Consider the following 14,774-nt stretch of genomic DNA (forward strand, 5'->3'; position numbering starts at 1 on the left):
GGCTACACTGAGCAACGCGCAGGTTCGCCCTGCGCGTTGCTCATTACGGAATACTCTTTTTGTGGAACACGTTCGTGGCTAAACAGAAAAAACCACTGTGGCCCTGGCATGTACTGACCGGGCTGATTTTGATCGGCCTGGCGTGCAGCATCTGGTTCGCCACCTCCCTGATCTCCTACGAGTGGCGCTGGAGCCGGGTGCCGCAGTACTTCGCCTACCAGGCCGAGTTGCCGCAACGGGCCGCCGACTTCGCCCAAGTCGAGGCGGTCGACCTGGATGCCGAGCCGGCCCGGGTGACGCTGGTCGACAGCGCTGGCGGCAAGCAGCTGCTGGAAGTGGCCAAGGACAGCCTGCAGGTTTCGGTCGGCGACGATGTGGCCGAAGGCGATGTGATCGGCGTGACCAAGCACTGGGCCGCCGGGCCGCTCATGTGGGGCCTGTGGACCACCCTGTGGATCTCGGTCGCTTCCGGTGCGCTGGGGCTGCTGATCGGCCTGTGCACCGGGCTCTGCCGCTTGTCGAGCAACCCGACCCTGCGCGACCTGTCCACCGTCTACGTCGAACTGGTGCGCGGCACGCCGCTGCTGGTGCAGATTTTCATCTTCTACTTCTTTATCGGCACGGTGCTCAACCTCTCCCGCGAGGTGGCCGGGGTCGCCGCATTGGCGTTGTTTACCGGCGCCTATGTGGCCGAGATCATCCGCGCCGGCGTGCAGTCGATCGCCAAGGGCCAAGGCGAAGCGGCCCGTTCGCTGGGCCTGACCGCGCCGCAGTCGATGCGCCACGTGATTATGCCGCAGGCGCTCAAGCGCGTGCTGCCGCCACTGGCCGGGCAGTTCATCAGCCTGGTCAAGGACACCTCGCTGGTCTCGGTGATCGCCATCACCGAACTGACCAAGAGCGGTCGCGAGGCCATCACCACCTCGTTCTCGACTTTCGAGATCTGGTTCTGCGTGGCCGCGCTGTACCTGGTTATCAACCTGCCGCTGTCGCAAATCGCCAGTCGGCTCGAACGGAGGCTCGCGCAAAGTGATTGAAGTTCGCGATCTGGTAAAAGTCTTCGACGCCCGCGGGCAGGTGGTTCGCGCGGTGGACAACGTCAGCACGCGGGTGGACAAGGGCGAGGTGCTGGTGGTGATCGGCCCGTCCGGCTCCGGCAAGTCGACCTTCCTGCGCTGCCTGAACGGCCTGGAGGAGCTCGACTCCGGTTCTGTCAGCATCGACGGCCTCGACCTGGCCAACCCGAAGACCGACGTCAACGCTTACCGCCGCGAAGTCGGCATGGTCTTTCAGCACTTCAACCTGTTCCCGCACATGACTGTGCTGCAAAACCTCTGCCTGGCGCAGAAGGTGGTGCGCAAGCGCAGCCAGGCCGAGAGCGAGGAAAAGGCCCGGGCACTGTTGACCAAGGTCGGCATCGGCGAGAAGGCCAATGAATTTCCCTCGCGCCTCTCCGGCGGCCAGCAACAGCGGGTGGCCATCGCCCGGGCGCTGGCGATGGAACCGAAGGTGATGCTGTTCGATGAGCCGACCTCGGCCCTCGACCCGGAAATGGTCGGCGAAGTGCTCGATGTGATGAAAACCCTGGCGCTGGAAGGCATGACCATGGTCTGCGTCACCCATGAAATGGGTTTCGCCCGGGAAGTGGCGGATCGCGTGCTGTTCTTCGACCACGGCAAGCTGCTGGAAGATGCGCCGCCCGCGCAATTCTTCGCCCAGCCGAAGGACCCGCGCGCGCAGGCCTTTCTCAAGCAAGTGTTGTAGGTTCTGCCTGACGGGTCGCTGCTGTAGGCGCGGCCCACGGCCGCGAAAAGCGTCACAGGCGTGGCCAGCTCCTACAGGGCGGCAAGCCGGTGCGCCTCGATTTTGTAGGAGCGGCCCATGACCGCGATGGTTTCTGGGCCTTTCGCGGCCATGGGTCGCGCCTACAGGTAATGCGTTACGCCTTCAGCGCCTCGGCGACGAAGTCGAGGCGATCCTGGCCGAAGTGCATCTCATCTCCGACGAAGAAGGTTGGTGCGCCGAATGCGCCGCGTTGGATGGCTTCGTCAGTGGTGCTTTTCAGTCGCTCCTTGACCGTTTCATCACTCACCAAGCGTTCGAACTCCACAGGGTCCAGCCCCGCCGCACTCAGCACCTCGGCCACCACCTCCAGTTTGCCGAGATTTTTCTTCTCGACCCACATGGCCTCGAAGACCGCTTTCACATAGGTCTCGAACTGCGCTGTACCGAGGTAGCCGGCTGCGCCACGCATCAGCGTCAGGGTGTTGATCGGAAAGTGTGGGTTAAAGACCATGGGCACGCCGTAGCGTGCGGCGAAGCGTGCCAGGTCATGCAGCATGTAACGACCTTTGGCCGGAATGGTTACTGGCGATTGGTTGCTGGTGGCTTTGAACACGCCCCCCAGCAACATCGGCCGCCAGGTGATCTCAACGCCCGCGTCGGCGGCGATTTTCGGCAGTTGGGTCCAGGCCAGGTAGCTGGTCGGGCTACCGAAATCGAAAAAGAACTCCAGGGTTTTGCTCATCTTATTGTTCTCGTGTGGTTAAACGGGGTTCTGCTGTTTAGAACGTTTCCAGCCATGGCCGCAGGTCCATCTCATGGGCCCAGCAATCGCGCGGCTGGCAATGGATCTGCCAGTAGGTGTTGGCGATGTGTTCGGGGTTGAGGATGCCGTCCTGCTCCTTGAGCTGGTAGCGCTCGGGGAAGTTCTCGCGAATGAACGCGGTATCGATGGCACCGTCGATGATCGGGTGGGCGACATGGATGCCCTGCGGCCCCAGCTCGCGGGCCATGCTCTGGGCGGTGGCACGCAAGGCAAACTTGGCACTGGCGAAAGCGGCGAAATTCTTGCCGCCACGCAGGGAGGCGGTGGCGCCAGTGAAAATGATTGTGCCGCGTCCGCGGGGCAGCATCACCCGGGCGGCTTCGCGGCCAGTGAGAAAACCGGCCAGCGCGGCCATTTCCCAGACTTTGCGGTAGACCCGCTCGGTGGTTTCAGTGATCGAAAATTGCACGTTGGCGCCGATGTTGAACACCACCACTTCCAGCGGGCCGATCTCCCGTTCAATAGTTTCGAACAGGTCGAGTACTTGTTCTTCCACCCGTGCATCGCAGCCAAAGGCGCGTGCCGTACCGCCGGCAGCAATGATTTCATCGACTAGTGGCGTGAGCTTTTCAGCATGGCGCCGAGCCACGCAGGCGACATAGCCCTCGCGGGCAAAGCGTTTCGCAATCGCCCCGCCGGTCGCGTCGCCGGCACCCACCACTAACATCGCTTTGCGTACAGTCATTGTTGTTCTCTCCTGGCTTGCGCTTAAGTTCTGTTTTGGAACCTTGGCCAATAGTCAGTTCCTTTTTAGAACCTGTCAAGTTATCTTAGACCCATTGGCTTGCAGAGGTGTCGTCATGCGTTGGGAAGAACTCGATCAACAACCGTGCTCGTTGGCGCGTACCTTGTCGGTGGTCGGTGATCGTTGGACGCTGCTGGTGCTGCGCGAATGCTTTACCGGCGTGCGGCGTTTCGATGATTTCGAAAAGCGCCTGGGCGTCACCCGGCATGTGCTTGCCGATCGGCTGAAGAAGCTCACCGAGGCTGAGGTGCTGGTGAAGCAGGCCTACCAGCAACGGCCGCTGCGCGAGGAGTATAGGTTGACCGAGAAAGGCCATGACCTGTACCCGGCGGTGCTGGCATTGGTGAACTGGGGCGACCGCCATATGAGCGGTGCAGAGGGCGCGCCGATCCGCCACGTGCACAAGAGCTGCGGCCACGTCATGCACGGCGTGCTGGTCTGCTCCGAGTGCAGTGAACCGCTGGCCTCGCGGGCTGTTGAGTTGCGCGAAGCGCCGGATTTCCAAGGCCAGTTGCTGCCGGAGCACTGGCATGCCAAGTCGCGGGCTTAAAGCCTGCTCACGATCCGCTGCCGAATTGGATGAGTAGGGTGGAATCCCCGCAGGGGCTTCCACCGCTTGCCCGAAGCAACTGGCGGCTAGGGCTTCGGGGCGTTTGAGCGTCTCGCGTTTGCCAAGTAGGGTGGATTACGCCGCTACCCGGCTAATCCACCCTACTGATTAGAACAATCGGGCGAGCAGCGCGGTGACGGCGGTTTCCACCCGCAGGATGCGCTCGCCGAGTTGCACCGGCTGCAAGCCCGCCGCGTGCAGCTTCTCGACCTCGTAAGGTATCCAGCCGCCTTCCGGGCCGATGGCCAGGGTCACCGGCTGCTCGACCGCCCGCGGGCAGGCCGGATAATCGCCAGGGTGGCCGACCAGGCCCAGAGTGCCCGCCGCCAGCTGCGGCAGCTGGTCTTCGACGAAGGGCTTGAAGCGTTTCTCGATCCGCACTTGCGGCAACACGGTGTCGCGCGCCTGTTCGAGGCCGAGCAGCAATTGTTCGTGGATCGCCGCGGGTTCGAGAAACGGTGTCTGCCAGAAGCTTTTTTCCACCCGGTAGCTGTTGAGCAGAATCAAGCGCGGGACACCCATGCTGGCGACGGTTTGCAGCACCCGCCGGAGCATTTTCGGGCGGGGCAGGGCGAGCAGCAGGGTCAGCGGCAACTTGGCCGGCGGCGGTTGCTCCAGGCTGACCTGTAGCTCGGCCTCCTGGGCGTCGAGGCGCAGCAGCTGGCCCCGGCCCATCAAGCCGTTCAGGCGCCCGACCCGCAGGCTGTCGCCGGACTCGGCGCGATGCACCTCCTGCAGGTGCTTGAGGCGGCGGTCGCGCAGGAGTACTCGATCCGCCGCGACGAAGTCGGCATCTTCCAGTAGCAGCAGGTTCACGGCTGGGTCGCGGGCGGTTGGTCGCCGTCGTCAGGGCTGGCCTGGTCGTCGTCCGGGTGCTCGCCGCGCTTGCGGATCAAACCGCCGAAGAACAGGCCGATCTCGAACAGCAGCCACATCGGCACTGCCAGCAGGGTTTGCGAGAAGATGTCCGGCGGGGTCAGCACCATGCCGACCACGAAGCAGCCGATCACCACATAGGGGCGGATCTTGCGCAGGTAGGCGACGTCGACCACGCCGATCCAGATCAGCAGGACCACGGCCACCGGAATCTCGAAGGCCACGCCGAAGGCGAAGAACAGTGTCAGGACGAAGTCCAGGTAGCTGTTGATGTCGGTCATCATCGACACGCCTTCCGGGGTGACGCTGGCGAAGAAGTGAAAAATCAGCGGGAACACCAGGAAATAGGCGAACGCCATACCGGCGTAGAACAGCACGATGCTGGAAACCAGCAACGGCATGGCAATGCGCTTTTCGTGCTTGTACAGACCGGGCGCGATAAAGCCCCAGATCTGGTGCAGGATCACTGGCATGGCCAGGAACAGCGCCACCACCATGGTCAGCTTGAACGGGGCGATGAACGGTGAGGCCACGTCGGTGGCAATCATCGTCGCGTTTTCCGGCAGGTAGGCGCGCAGCGGGGCCGAGACGAAGGTGTAGATCTTCTGGGCGAAGTAGAACAGCCCGGCGAAGATCAGGAAGGTCGCGGCGACGCAGCGCAACAGGCGGGTGCGCAGTTCGGTGAGGTGCGAGACCAGCGGCATCTGCTGGTCGTGTTCCGGGGTTTCGGCGCTCATGGGGCTCGCGGTGGCTGTTGCGGATCGGTGGCAGGGGGCATGGCGGCAATCGGCCTGGCGGCGCTGGGCTGCTCGACGGGTTGTGCGTCGGGTTGCGGCGCGGCAACCGGCGCGGGGCTGGCGAGCGGCTCGCTGACGGCAGCCGCCTGGGGTGGGGCGATCAGGTTTTTCGCCTCCTGCTCCAGCGCCATGATGTGCTCGTTGTGCAGTTGGCGGCGAATCTCGTCGGCGCCGATCTCGCGCTCGACCTCCTGCTTGATCGTGTTGAAGCTGCGCTTCAGCCGACCAATCCACAGGCCAGCGGTGCGCGCAGCCCCCGGCAGGCGCTCGGGACCGAGCACCAGCAGGGCGACGAGGGCGACCAGCAGCAGTTCACTGAAGCTAATGCCGAACATGCGGCTAGTCCTTCCTGGCCGGCTCTTCGACTTTCTGTGCCTGCGCGTCGATGGTGTGCGGCTGGCTCAGCGGCGCGCTCGGTTGTACCGGCGGCTCGCTGGGTTTTTCCTCGTCGCTCATGGCTTTGCGAAAGCCTTTGATGGTCTCGCCGAGATCACCGCCCAGACCCTTGAGCTTCTTGGTGCCGAAGACCAGTACGACGACGATCAGGATGACGACCCAGTGTTTCCAGTCAAAAATACCCATGGAACTGTTCCTCTCGATAAGTGCGTTATGCAGAAGGTTCGCGGGCAGCCTTTTCGGCATGCCCGGACAGACCGAAACGTCGATCCAGTTCGTCCAGCACCGCCTGGGGGTGCTGGCCGAGGGCGGCGAGCATGACCAGGCAGTGGAACCAGAGGTCGGCGGTTTCGTAGATCAGGTCGCTGCAATCGCCGCTGACGGCGGCGTCCTTGGCGGCGAGAATGGTTTCCACCGATTCTTCGCCGACCTTTTCCAGAATCTTGTTCAAACCCTTGTGGTACAGGCTGGCCACGTAGGAGCTGTCGGCGGCGGCGCCTTTGCGCGCTTCGAGCACTTCGGCCAGGCGGGTCAGGGTGTCACTCATGGCTGTGTCCTGTGGCATAGATGGCATGCGGGTCCTTGAGCACGGGATCGACGGTGCTCCAGCCGCCATTGGCGAAGACCCGGTAGAAGCAACTCTCGCGGCCGGTGTGGCAGGCGATGCCGCCGAGTTGCTCGACCATCAGGATGATAACGTCGGCGTCGCAGTCGAGGCGCAGTTCATGCAGCTTTTGCACATGGCCGGATTCTTCGCCTTTGCGCCAGAGCTTGCCGCGCGAACGTGACCAATAGATGGCGCGTTGCTCGGCGGCCGTCAGGCTCAGGGCCTCGCGGTTCATCCAGGCCATCATCAGCACGCGGCCGGTTTTGTGGTCCTGGGCGATCGCCGGCACCAGGCCGTCGCTGTTCCAGTTGATTTCGTCTAGCCAGTCGTTCATTGCTGTTCCGTGGTTCAAGGGCGGGCCAGCCTGCTCGGCGCCGTCTGTATCTAGCGAGTTTGCCAGTTGGCGCCGCGACTGGCTATCGGCGCAGGATCAAGTACAGTCCGCTGGCGCCCATCAGCCAGATCGGCCAGGCCGTCGCCGCGTCCAGATTGGTGGCGCCGAACCCCAGCAGCACGCCGCCAGCCAACAGGGCCGCGCCGATCAGGCGCAACGCCCAGCCATCCGCTTGCGCGCGGGTGGGCGGCTCGATGCCGGGGGGCTGCGACATGCGTTCGAGCAGGTCGCGGGTCATGTGCGCCAGGTGCGGCACCTGCTCGACCTGGGTCTGCAGGTTGTGCAGCAGGCTTTTCGGGCTGATCCGTTCGCGCATCCAGCGTTCGAGGAACGGTTGCGCGGTGCTCCACAGGTCCAGGTCCGGGTACAGTTGGCGGCCCAGGCCTTCAATATTCAGCAGGGTCTTCTGCAAAAGAACAAGCTGCGGCTGGATTTCCATATTGAAGCGCCGCGCGGTCTGGAACAGGCGCATGAGCAGCAGACCGAAGGAGATGTCTTTCAGCGGCCGCTCGAAGATCGGTTCGCAAACGGTGCGGATCGCCGCCTCGAAATCATTCACCTTGGTGTACGCCGGCACCCAGCCGGAGTCGATATGCAGCTGAGCGACCTTGCGGTAATCGCGCTTGAAGAAAGCGATCAGGTTGCGTGCCAGGTAGTCCTGGTCTTCCGGGGTCAGGCTGCCGATGATGCCGCAGTCGATCGCAATGTACTGCGGGCTCCACGGTTGGCGGGTGCTGACGAAGATGTTGCCGGGGTGCATGTCGGCATGGAAGAAGCTGTCGCGGAACACCTGGGTGAAGAAGATCTCCACGCCGCGCTCGGCCAGCAGTTTCATGTCGGTGCGCTGGTCGGCGAGGGTCGCCAGGTCGGTTACCTGAATGCCGTAGATGCGCTCCATCACCAGCACTTGCGGGCGGCACCAGTCCCAGTACACCTGCGGTACGTAGAGCAGCGGCGAGCCCTCGAAGTTGCGGCGCAGCTGGCTGGCGTTGGCCGCTTCGCGCAGCAGGTCGAGTTCGTCGTAGATGGTTTTCTCGTAGTCGCTGACCACTTCGACCGGGTGCAGGCGGCGGGCTTCGGTGGAGATGCTTTCGGCCAGCTTGGCCAGCAGGAACAGCCAGGCGATGTCGGCGCGGATCACCGGCTTGAGGTTCGGGCGAATGACCTTGACCACCACTTCTTCGCCGCTTTTCAGCTGCGCGGCATGCACCTGCGCGACCGAAGCCGAGGCCAGCGGCTGGCTGTCGAAGCGTGCGAACACACTGTTGACCTTGGCGCCCAGTTGCGCCTCGATCAGCGCCAGCGAGTGTGCGGAGTCGAAGGGCGGTACCTGGTCCTGCAGCTTGGCCAGTTCGTCGGCCATGTCCACGGGCAGCAGGTCGCGGCGGGTGGAGAGCAGCTGGCCGAACTTGATGAAGATCGGCCCAAGATCCTGTAGCGCCAGGCGCACCCGCTCGCCGCGGGTCAACGGCAGCGCTTTGCGCCGCAACCAACGCCAGGGCAGGGCATAGCTGAGCGTGCGCAGCCACCAGGGCAGCGGCAGTTCGAGCAGTAAATCATCGAGGCGGTAGCGGATGACCACACGCTGGATGCGCAACAGACGGCGGACGGCAAGCAGCTTCATGCGGGTTCGCTAGGCTTTGGGGTGAGTGTGAGCGTCAGGCGTTCAACCCGCGCATCGAGACGATCGAGGGCGAGCTTGAGGCTGTCCAGTTCGGCAAAACGTGCTTGAGCTTCGCGCTCGCCAACCAGGCTGCGCGACTCCTCGCTGAGGTAGTCGGCGAGGTTCTGGCGCAGGCTGTCGAGGCTTTGGCTGGTCCAGCGTGCGCGGCTTTTCAGGTGACCGCTGAGCAGTTGGCTACCGATTGGGCCGAGCCAGCGCGCCAGTTCATATTCCCAGTCGAGCTCCAGATCCTGGAGGATGCCGGCGAGCTCCAGCAGTACCGCGCTGTCACCCTCCAGCTCGACTTCCGGGCTGTGCAGAACGGCGGTTTTGTCCTTGCTGGTGGCCAGGCGCAGCAGGCTGCTGGCCGGCGCGCGCAGGCGACAGGCGACGTCGCCTGCCCAGTTCGCGGCCAGGCGCAGGCCGCTGCCGTCGGCGAGGATGAACAGTTGCAGTAGCGGGGCACTGCAGTCCACCGCGATGACCTTGCCGGCCAGGCGCTCGAGCCGTGGCAACGCCGTGCTGTCCAGGCGCAACACGCGATTGACGCCGTGCTCCACACCGGCCAGCAGAGCCTGAGTCAGCATCAGGGTTTGATGCCGCGGTGCAGCGCGACGATGCCGCCAGTCATGTTGTGGTAGGTGGCGCGCTCGAAACCGGCCTCGACCATCATCGCTTTGAGGGTTTCCTGATCCGGGTGCATGCGGATCGACTCGGCGAGGTAGCGGTAGCTTTCCGAGTCGTTGGTGATCAGTTTGCCCATCAGCGGCAGCAGGCTGAAGGAGTAGGCGTCATAGGCCTTGGACAGCAGGTTGCTGGTCGGCTTGGAGAATTCCAGGATCAGCAGGCGGCCGCCGGGCTTGAGTACCCGTAGCATCGAGCGGATGGCGTCTTCCTTGTGGGTGACGTTGCGCAGGCCGAAGGCGATGGTCACGCAGTCGAAATGGTTGTCCGGGAACGGCAACTTCTCGGCATCGGCCTGGACGAACTTGATGTTGCCAGCGACGCCACTGTCTAGCAGCTTGTCACGGCCGACTTTCAGCATCGAGGCGTTGATGTCGGCGAGCACCACTTCGCCGGTCGGGCCGACCAGGCGCGCGAACTGCTTGGTCAGGTCGCCAGTACCACCGGCGATATCCAGCACGCGGTTGCCGGTACGCACGCCTGAGAGCTCAATGGTGAAGCGCTTCCACAGGCGATGTACGCCGGCGGACATCAGGTCGTTCATCAGGTCGTACTTGGCTGCCACTGAGTGGAAGACCTCGGCGACTTTGTCGGCCTTCTGGCTTTCCGGCACGCTCTGGTAGCCGAAGTGGGTAGTCGGTTCGGCATCACTGCCTTTGCGCGGATCGTTCATGTCGCTGTCACCGGAAGAAAGTGCCGGCCATTCTAATCCCGGTGACCGGCTTTGTCTTGGCAACGCGCACCCGTGTTTGGCGTACAAGCGGGTGTGGGCTGTTATAGTCGCGCGACCTAAGGTCGCAGTCAGGAGTTGCCCATGGCCCGCATTACCGTCGAACGCTCGCACACACTTGGCCGCGAGGCCGCCCGCGCCAAAGCCGAAAAACTCGCTGAGCGCCTGGCCAGCGAATACGCCGTGCGTTACCACTGGGTCGGCGATGTGCTGGAGTTCAAACGCAGCGGCGCGGAAGGCAAGATCTCGGTCGGCGAGGATCGCGTGCGGGTCGATTTGAGCCTTGGTCTGCTGCTGTCGGCCATGGGCGGCACGATCAAGCGTGAAATCGAAAAAGGCCTGGACGAGTACCTGGTCTGATGCGCTTGTGCGCGTGGCTGGGTTGAGGCGCGTAGCGACGAAACCCAACGTCACGGAGCCCTTCCAGCGTAGGGCTTGGTGAGTTCGGGCCAGCTTGCGTTTCTACGCTCGGCCCGGCAAACCTAGTATGTAGATTCTAATTTTCCTCGTTACCTTGCGCTTAAGCCTGCATTTCGTGGGCGTTTCCTTAAACCTTTTGCGCGTGAGGTGCACCATGGCCAAAGTTGCCGTCAAGAAGATTGCCGCAAGCAAAACCAACCTGCTGACCGACGTTAAGCATTACGGTCGTCAAATCTGGCTGGCGGGCCTGGGTGCCTACGCCAAAGCCGGTCAGGAAGGCGCGGATTACCTCAAGGATCTGGTCAAGGCCGGTGAAGGCGTTGAGAAGCAAGGCAAAAAGCTGGTTGCCGGGCAGGTCGAAGCGGCCAACAGCCAGATCGATACGGTCAAGAGCAGCGTCAACAGCAACGTGACCAGCGTTAAAAGCAAAGTTGAAGGGCAGCTCGACAAGATCGAAAAAGCCTTCGACCGTCGGGTCGCCAGTGCCTTGAATCGTTTCGGTATTCCTTCGCGTCAGGACGTCGATGCGCTCTCTGCTAAGCTGGACGTGCTGAATGCGTTGGTTGCACGTGTCGCTAAGACTCAATAAGGAGAGCGGGATGGTCGCTAAGAAGAAAGTCGAAAAAGAAAGCAGCTCGTGGATTGGCGAAGTTGAAAAATACTCGCGCCAAATCTGGCTGGCTGGCCTAGGTGCCTATTCGAAGATCAGCAAGGACGGCAACAAGCTGTTCGACAACCTGGTTCAGGATGGCGAGAAAGCCGAGAAGCTGGCCAAGAGCGAAGTCGACAAGCAAGTCGGTGCCGTGAAGTCCTCGGCCAAGTCGGCCAAATCCAAGGTCGATGAAGTCAAAGGTATGGCGTTGGGCAAGTGGGGCGAGCTGGAAGAGGCGTTTGATAAACGTCTGAACAGCGCGATCTCGCGTCTGGGCGTACCGAGCCGCAACGAAGTGAAAGAGTTGCACGGCAAGGTTGAGACCCTGACCAAGCAGCTGGAAAAACTGACCGGCATTTCCGCCAAGTCGGTTAAACCAGCGGTCAAGCCTGTGGTCAAAGCTGCGGCCAAGCCCGCGGTTAAAGCCGCCGCGAAACCTGCTGCCAAGCCAGTGGCCAAGGCGGCTGCCAAACCCGCTGCCAAGCCTGCGGCCAAACCAGTGGTTAAAGCTGCTGCCAAGCCTGCGGCTAAACCAGCAGTCAAGGCCGCGCCCAAGCCCGCAGCCAAACCGGCCGCGAAGCCTGCGGTCAAAGCTGCGGCCAAGCCGGCCGTCAAACCAGCGGCTAAACCTGCTGTCGCCAAGCCGGTAGCGGCTAAGCCTGCTGCACCCGCAGCGCCGGTCGCAACGCCGGCTGCTGCACCCGCAGCGCCGGTCGCAACGCCGGCTGCTGCTCCGGTGGCAACGCCTGCTGCGGTGACGCCAAGCAACCCGTCCTGAGTTTTTCAGGACCAAAAACGCCCGGCCATGCGCCGGGCGTTTGCGTTTCAGGGTGGCGGCGTTGGGCGCACTCGCGAAGCACTGCGTCAGCGGCAAAGTGGGCTGGAATGCCATGAGCAAGGCCGACAATCTTCGCAGCCCCGTGCCGGGTTGTTCGCCTCTGGGTAGCATCGGCCCTCGGTACGGGCTTGCTCAGGCGTCCAGGTAGCCCTGCGCCAGCTGTTCGGCCGCGTGGCGGGAGCCTGCGCGCAGGTGCGGTGCCACCAGCATCATCACCTGGAAAACCACCAGGCGAATCTCGCCGTCGCGGCCAAGGATGCGCTGGTAGTCGAGGGAGAACAGTAAGGTCAGGGTGATCTGTTCGACCAGCAGGCCGAGCGCTGCGGTATCGCTGACCAATTGGTCCTCGGCCTTCAGGCGGGCCAGCAGTGAGGCGAGGGTGCGCTTCAAGGCATTCAACCAGTTGCGGATGCCGCGCCCCAGCTTGGGCAGGCGCCCGGCCAGGTTGGACAGGTCCTGGAACAGGAAGCGGTAGTGCGCCAGGCGCTCGACGATCAGGTGCAGGAACAGCCAGTAATCTTCGGCGTCCAGGCGCACATCGATGGGCGGGTCGAGCAGCGGTGCCATCTCAGTCTGGAAGCGTTCGAACAGCTCCATGATCAGCGGCTCTTTGCCGTGGAAGTGGTAGTAGAGGTTGCCCGGGCTGATCTCCAGCTCATTGGCAATCTCCAGGGTGGAAACGTTTGGTTCGCCCTGCTGGTTGAACAGCGCCAGGGCGCATTCGAGGATGCGGTCGCGGGTTTTCATTCACTCTTCTTAAAACCTGTTTACGCTCTGCTGCGGGCTTGGGGCGTGATACGGAAACAGGCCCGCTTCACTCACCCGGCGGGCCAGCCTTTGGCTGTTTCTGCGCTTCGCTTGGTTGCGCCTTGCCTGAGCTGACCTGCGCTCGCAACGATCTTAAACCGGTTTCCATTTAGGGTCTGGCGGTAACTGGCCGGGTGCTTGCTGGCCAGTTTTCTCAACGTTCAGGTAGGCGGTCAACGTATATGCACATAGGTGCCGGGTGCGGCCTCCATCGGCGGGTGGCTCTGGTTGCCCAGCGCCAGCAGGGTTTCCCGCTGCTCGCCGGAGCGCTGTTGAATCCACTCCAGCCATTGCGGCCACCAGCTGCCGCTGGCCTGCTTGGCGTCGTAGTACCAGGCGCGTGGGTCTGAGCTGAGTTTGCCGTTCTCGTAATAGTTGGCCTTGGGGTTGCCCGGCGGGTTGAGGATGCTCTGGATATGCCCGCTGTTGGACAGCATGAAGCGGCGTTCGCCGCCCAGCAGCAGGGTCGAGCGATAGACCGCATCCCAGGGCGTGATGTGGTCGTTGATGCCGGCGATGCTGAAACTGTCGACCGTGACCTTTTGCAGGTCGATCGGCGTGCCGCAGATTTCCAGGCCGCCGGGGCGGGTGAGCGGGTTGTGTTTGAAAAAGTCCAGCAGGTCACCATGCAGGGCGGCCGGCAGGCGGGTGTTGTCGTTGTTCCAGTAGAGGATGTCGAAGGCCGGGGGTTGTTTGCCGAGCAGGTAGTTGTTGACCCAGTAGTTCCAGATCAGGTCGTTCGGGCGCATCCAGGCGAACACCTTGGCCATGTCGCGGCCATCCAGGACGCCGTTCTGGTAGGAACGGCGTTTGGCGGCTTCCAGGGTCTGCTCATCGGCGAAGAGCATGGCCGGGCTGTCGATCTGGCTGTCCAGCAGGCTGACCAGGTAGGTGGCGCTGGAGACTTTGCGCAACTGCCGCTTGGCTTGCAGGTGGCCTTGCAGGGCCGCGATGCTCAGGCCGCCAGCGCAGGCGCCCATCAGGTTGACCTCTTTGCTGCCGCTGATGGCGCGGGTCACGTCGACGGCCTCTTCGAGGGCCTGCACATAGCTCGACAGGCCCCACTCGCGATGGCGGGCGTCGGGGTTGCGCCAACTGACGATGAATACCTGCAGGCCATTCTTCAGCGCGAACTGGACGAAGCTCTTCTCCGCGCTGAGGTCGAAGATGTAGTACTTGTTGATCTGCGGCGGAACGATCAGCAGCGGGCGGGCATACTGCTTTTCGCTCATCGGCTTGTACTGGATCAGCTCCAGCATCTCGTTGCGAAAGACCACCGAGCCGGGTGTGGCGGCCAGGTTGCGGCCGACCTCGAAGGCCTGTTTGCTGACCTGGCTGGGCAGGCCGTGGTTGTGCAGCAGGTCGTCGTACAGATGGCGCATGCCCTTGAACAGGCTGGTGCCGCCACTGTTGAGCAACTCCTTGACCGCCAACGGGTTGAGTGGGCTGTTGGAGGGCGCCAGCGCATCGCCGATCAGCGTCGCGACGAACCGCGCACGGGCGCGGTCATCGGCTGGCAGGTCGCTTTCATCGATCCAGAGATTCAATTGCTGCTGCCAAGCCAGGTAGGCCTGCAGGCTGCGGCGATAGAAGGGATTGAGACGCCAGGCCGGGTCGGCAAAGCGCGGGTCGTTGGGGTTGTGCTTGTGCAGCGTATCGCCGAGCAGTACGCGACTCAGTTGGCCGCCCAGGGCCAGCGCATGCTTGGCGCTGTGCACCGGCCGGCGCAGGCCCTGCAGGGCCAGTGAACGCACGGTGGCGAACAGGTCGCGGCCGCGCAGGCCAAGTACGGCGTTCTGCGCATTCATGAAGGCCGCGGGTACAGGATCTGCGGCAGATTTATTTCGCATGTGGCAACACTCCGTCGTCAAACCGTCAAGGACTCAACGTCAAATTGGTCAGCAGCAAGGCTTGTACCAAGGCGCGCCGGAGGTGCATTCCAGACAG

General features: G+C 63.0%; 19 protein-coding genes. 6 read left to right on the plus strand and 13 right to left on the minus strand.

Annotated features, from left to right (window positions below):
• The first annotated feature begins 74 nt into the window (after window positions 1-74).
• Together AC3IYG_RS02015 and AC3IYG_RS02020 are read left to right on the plus strand one after the other, a co-directional pair.
• Window positions 75-1,037, plus strand: coding sequence for an amino acid ABC transporter permease (locus AC3IYG_RS02015; protein WP_489312054.1), 963 nt, complete (start codon window positions 75-77; stop codon window positions 1,035-1,037).
• Window positions 1,030-1,764: an amino acid ABC transporter ATP-binding protein gene (locus AC3IYG_RS02020; RefSeq protein ID WP_489312055.1), complete on the plus strand. Its 735-nt coding sequence runs from the start codon at window positions 1,030-1,032 to the stop codon at window positions 1,762-1,764. The genes AC3IYG_RS02015 and AC3IYG_RS02020 overlap by 8 nt, the downstream gene beginning before the upstream one ends.
• Before the next feature lie 175 nt (window positions 1,765-1,939).
• Here the strand turns inward: AC3IYG_RS02020 and AC3IYG_RS02025 are convergent, their stop codons facing one another.
• Both AC3IYG_RS02025 and AC3IYG_RS02030 read right to left on the minus strand, forming a co-directional pair.
• Window positions 1,940-2,527, minus strand: coding sequence for a 2-hydroxychromene-2-carboxylate isomerase (locus AC3IYG_RS02025; RefSeq protein WP_489312056.1), 588 nt, complete (start codon window positions 2,525-2,527; stop codon window positions 1,940-1,942).
• Window positions 2,528-2,564: 37 nt separating this feature from the next.
• Window positions 2,565-3,293, minus strand: a complete 729-nt coding sequence (locus tag AC3IYG_RS02030; RefSeq protein WP_489312057.1) for an SDR family oxidoreductase — start codon at window positions 3,291-3,293, stop codon at window positions 2,565-2,567.
• A 115-nt stretch (window positions 3,294-3,408) separates the two neighbouring features.
• On the opposite strand from AC3IYG_RS02030, the gene AC3IYG_RS02035 reads away from it, so the two are divergent.
• Window positions 3,409-3,903, plus strand: a complete 495-nt coding sequence (locus tag AC3IYG_RS02035; RefSeq protein ID WP_489312058.1) for a winged helix-turn-helix transcriptional regulator — start codon at window positions 3,409-3,411, stop codon at window positions 3,901-3,903.
• Window positions 3,904-4,071: 168 nt separating this feature from the next.
• Here AC3IYG_RS02035 and AC3IYG_RS02040 read toward each other — a convergent pair whose 3' ends face one another.
• The 9 genes from AC3IYG_RS02040 to ubiE form a co-directional block, all read right to left on the minus strand.
• Window positions 4,072-4,779 (minus strand): 16S rRNA (uracil(1498)-N(3))-methyltransferase, encoded by a 708-nt coding sequence (locus AC3IYG_RS02040; protein WP_489312059.1) that lies wholly within the window; start codon window positions 4,777-4,779, stop codon window positions 4,072-4,074.
• Entirely contained in the window at window positions 4,776-5,576 is an 801-nt protein-coding gene (tatC, locus tag AC3IYG_RS02045) for a twin-arginine translocase subunit TatC (protein WP_489312060.1), read from the minus strand. The genes AC3IYG_RS02040 and tatC overlap by 4 nt, the downstream gene beginning before the upstream one ends.
• The gene (tatB, locus tag AC3IYG_RS02050) at window positions 5,573-5,971 is read right to left on the minus strand and encodes a Sec-independent protein translocase protein TatB (RefSeq protein ID WP_489312061.1); all 399 of its coding nucleotides are present in this window, start codon (window positions 5,969-5,971) and stop codon (window positions 5,573-5,575) included. Before tatB ends, tatC begins: the two co-directional genes overlap by 4 nt.
• A gap of 4 nt (window positions 5,972-5,975) precedes the next feature.
• The gene (locus tag AC3IYG_RS02055) at window positions 5,976-6,218 is read right to left on the minus strand and encodes a twin-arginine translocase TatA/TatE family subunit (RefSeq protein WP_489312062.1); all 243 of its coding nucleotides are present in this window, start codon (window positions 6,216-6,218) and stop codon (window positions 5,976-5,978) included.
• A gap of 25 nt (window positions 6,219-6,243) precedes the next feature.
• The gene (locus tag AC3IYG_RS02060) at window positions 6,244-6,579 is read right to left on the minus strand and encodes a phosphoribosyl-ATP diphosphatase (protein ID WP_489312063.1); all 336 of its coding nucleotides are present in this window, start codon (window positions 6,577-6,579) and stop codon (window positions 6,244-6,246) included.
• A complete protein-coding gene (gene hisI / locus AC3IYG_RS02065; RefSeq protein WP_489312064.1) occupies window positions 6,572-6,973 on the minus strand; it encodes a phosphoribosyl-AMP cyclohydrolase in 402 nt (133 codons plus the stop codon). The genes AC3IYG_RS02060 and hisI overlap by 8 nt, the downstream gene beginning before the upstream one ends.
• An 82-nt stretch (window positions 6,974-7,055) precedes the next feature.
• The gene (gene ubiB, locus AC3IYG_RS02070; RefSeq protein WP_489312065.1) at window positions 7,056-8,657 is read right to left on the minus strand and encodes a ubiquinone biosynthesis regulatory protein kinase UbiB; all 1,602 of its coding nucleotides are present in this window, start codon (window positions 8,655-8,657) and stop codon (window positions 7,056-7,058) included.
• Window positions 8,654-9,283 (minus strand): ubiquinone biosynthesis accessory factor UbiJ, encoded by a 630-nt coding sequence (locus AC3IYG_RS02075; RefSeq protein WP_489312066.1) that lies wholly within the window; start codon window positions 9,281-9,283, stop codon window positions 8,654-8,656. Before AC3IYG_RS02075 ends, ubiB begins: the two co-directional genes overlap by 4 nt.
• Entirely contained in the window at window positions 9,283-10,053 is a 771-nt protein-coding gene (ubiE, locus tag AC3IYG_RS02080) for a bifunctional demethylmenaquinone methyltransferase/2-methoxy-6-polyprenyl-1,4-benzoquinol methylase UbiE (protein ID WP_489312067.1), read from the minus strand. The genes AC3IYG_RS02075 and ubiE overlap by 1 nt, the downstream gene beginning before the upstream one ends.
• 141 nt (window positions 10,054-10,194) lie before the next feature.
• Between ubiE and AC3IYG_RS02085 the strand changes: the two genes are divergently transcribed.
• From AC3IYG_RS02085 to AC3IYG_RS02095, 3 genes are all read left to right on the plus strand, one after another.
• Window positions 10,195-10,470 carry a polyhydroxyalkanoic acid system family protein gene (locus tag AC3IYG_RS02085; RefSeq protein ID WP_489312068.1) on the plus strand — a complete coding sequence of 92 codons (276 nt, stop codon included), beginning with the start codon at window positions 10,195-10,197 and terminating at the stop codon, window positions 10,468-10,470.
• 214 nt (window positions 10,471-10,684) lie between these two features.
• The gene (locus AC3IYG_RS02090; protein WP_489312069.1) at window positions 10,685-11,119 is read left to right on the plus strand and encodes a phasin family protein; all 435 of its coding nucleotides are present in this window, start codon (window positions 10,685-10,687) and stop codon (window positions 11,117-11,119) included.
• A 10-nt stretch (window positions 11,120-11,129) separates the two neighbouring features.
• Window positions 11,130-11,960: a phasin family protein gene (locus AC3IYG_RS02095; RefSeq protein ID WP_489312070.1), complete on the plus strand. Its 831-nt coding sequence runs from the start codon at window positions 11,130-11,132 to the stop codon at window positions 11,958-11,960.
• Between the two features lie 192 nt (window positions 11,961-12,152).
• Here the strand turns inward: AC3IYG_RS02095 and AC3IYG_RS02100 are convergent, their stop codons facing one another.
• Together AC3IYG_RS02100 and phaC are read right to left on the minus strand one after the other, a co-directional pair.
• A complete protein-coding gene (locus AC3IYG_RS02100) occupies window positions 12,153-12,767 on the minus strand; it encodes a TetR/AcrR family transcriptional regulator (RefSeq protein WP_489312071.1) in 615 nt (204 codons plus the stop codon).
• 233 nt (window positions 12,768-13,000) lie between these two features.
• Window positions 13,001-14,677 carry a class II poly(R)-hydroxyalkanoic acid synthase gene (gene phaC / locus AC3IYG_RS02105; RefSeq protein WP_489312072.1) on the minus strand — a complete coding sequence of 559 codons (1,677 nt, stop codon included), beginning with the start codon at window positions 14,675-14,677 and terminating at the stop codon, window positions 13,001-13,003.
• Between the last annotated feature and the right edge of the window lie 97 nt (window positions 14,678-14,774).

The organism is Pseudomonas sp. KH_027 (assembly GCF_057838565.1).

What these genes read in the sequence shown, in the direction of transcription:
- AC3IYG_RS02025 (WP_489312056.1), bottom strand. Translation starts at nt 2,527, where the DNA reads ATGAGCAAAACCCTGGAGTTCTTTTTCGATTTCGGTAGCCCGACCAGC.
- AC3IYG_RS02030 (WP_489312057.1), bottom strand. Translation starts at nt 3,293, where the DNA reads ATGACTGTACGCAAAGCGATGTTAGTGGTGGGTGCCGGCGACGCGACC.
- AC3IYG_RS02035 (WP_489312058.1), top strand. Translation starts at nt 3,409, where the DNA reads ATGCGTTGGGAAGAACTCGATCAACAACCGTGCTCGTTGGCGCGTACC.
- tatC (WP_489312060.1), bottom strand. Translation starts at nt 5,576, where the DNA reads ATGAGCGCCGAAACCCCGGAACACGACCAGCAGATGCCGCTGGTCTCG.
- tatB (WP_489312061.1), bottom strand. Translation starts at nt 5,971, where the DNA reads ATGTTCGGCATTAGCTTCAGTGAACTGCTGCTGGTCGCCCTCGTCGCC.
- AC3IYG_RS02055 (WP_489312062.1), bottom strand. Translation starts at nt 6,218, where the DNA reads ATGGGTATTTTTGACTGGAAACACTGGGTCGTCATCCTGATCGTCGTC.
- AC3IYG_RS02060 (WP_489312063.1), bottom strand. Translation starts at nt 6,579, where the DNA reads ATGAGTGACACCCTGACCCGCCTGGCCGAAGTGCTCGAAGCGCGCAAA.
- hisI (WP_489312064.1), bottom strand. Translation starts at nt 6,973, where the DNA reads ATGAACGACTGGCTAGACGAAATCAACTGGAACAGCGACGGCCTGGTG.
- ubiB (WP_489312065.1), bottom strand. Translation starts at nt 8,657, where the DNA reads ATGAAGCTGCTTGCCGTCCGCCGTCTGTTGCGCATCCAGCGTGTGGTC.
- AC3IYG_RS02075 (WP_489312066.1), bottom strand. Translation starts at nt 9,283, where the DNA reads ATGCTGACTCAGGCTCTGCTGGCCGGTGTGGAGCACGGCGTCAATCGC.
- ubiE (WP_489312067.1), bottom strand. Translation starts at nt 10,053, where the DNA reads ATGAACGATCCGCGCAAAGGCAGTGATGCCGAACCGACTACCCACTTC.
- AC3IYG_RS02085 (WP_489312068.1), top strand. Translation starts at nt 10,195, where the DNA reads ATGGCCCGCATTACCGTCGAACGCTCGCACACACTTGGCCGCGAGGCC.
- AC3IYG_RS02090 (WP_489312069.1), top strand. Translation starts at nt 10,685, where the DNA reads ATGGCCAAAGTTGCCGTCAAGAAGATTGCCGCAAGCAAAACCAACCTG.
- AC3IYG_RS02095 (WP_489312070.1), top strand. Translation starts at nt 11,130, where the DNA reads ATGGTCGCTAAGAAGAAAGTCGAAAAAGAAAGCAGCTCGTGGATTGGC.
- AC3IYG_RS02100 (WP_489312071.1), bottom strand. Translation starts at nt 12,767, where the DNA reads ATGAAAACCCGCGACCGCATCCTCGAATGCGCCCTGGCGCTGTTCAAC.
- phaC (WP_489312072.1), bottom strand. Translation starts at nt 14,677, where the DNA reads ATGCGAAATAAATCTGCCGCAGATCCTGTACCCGCGGCCTTCATGAAT.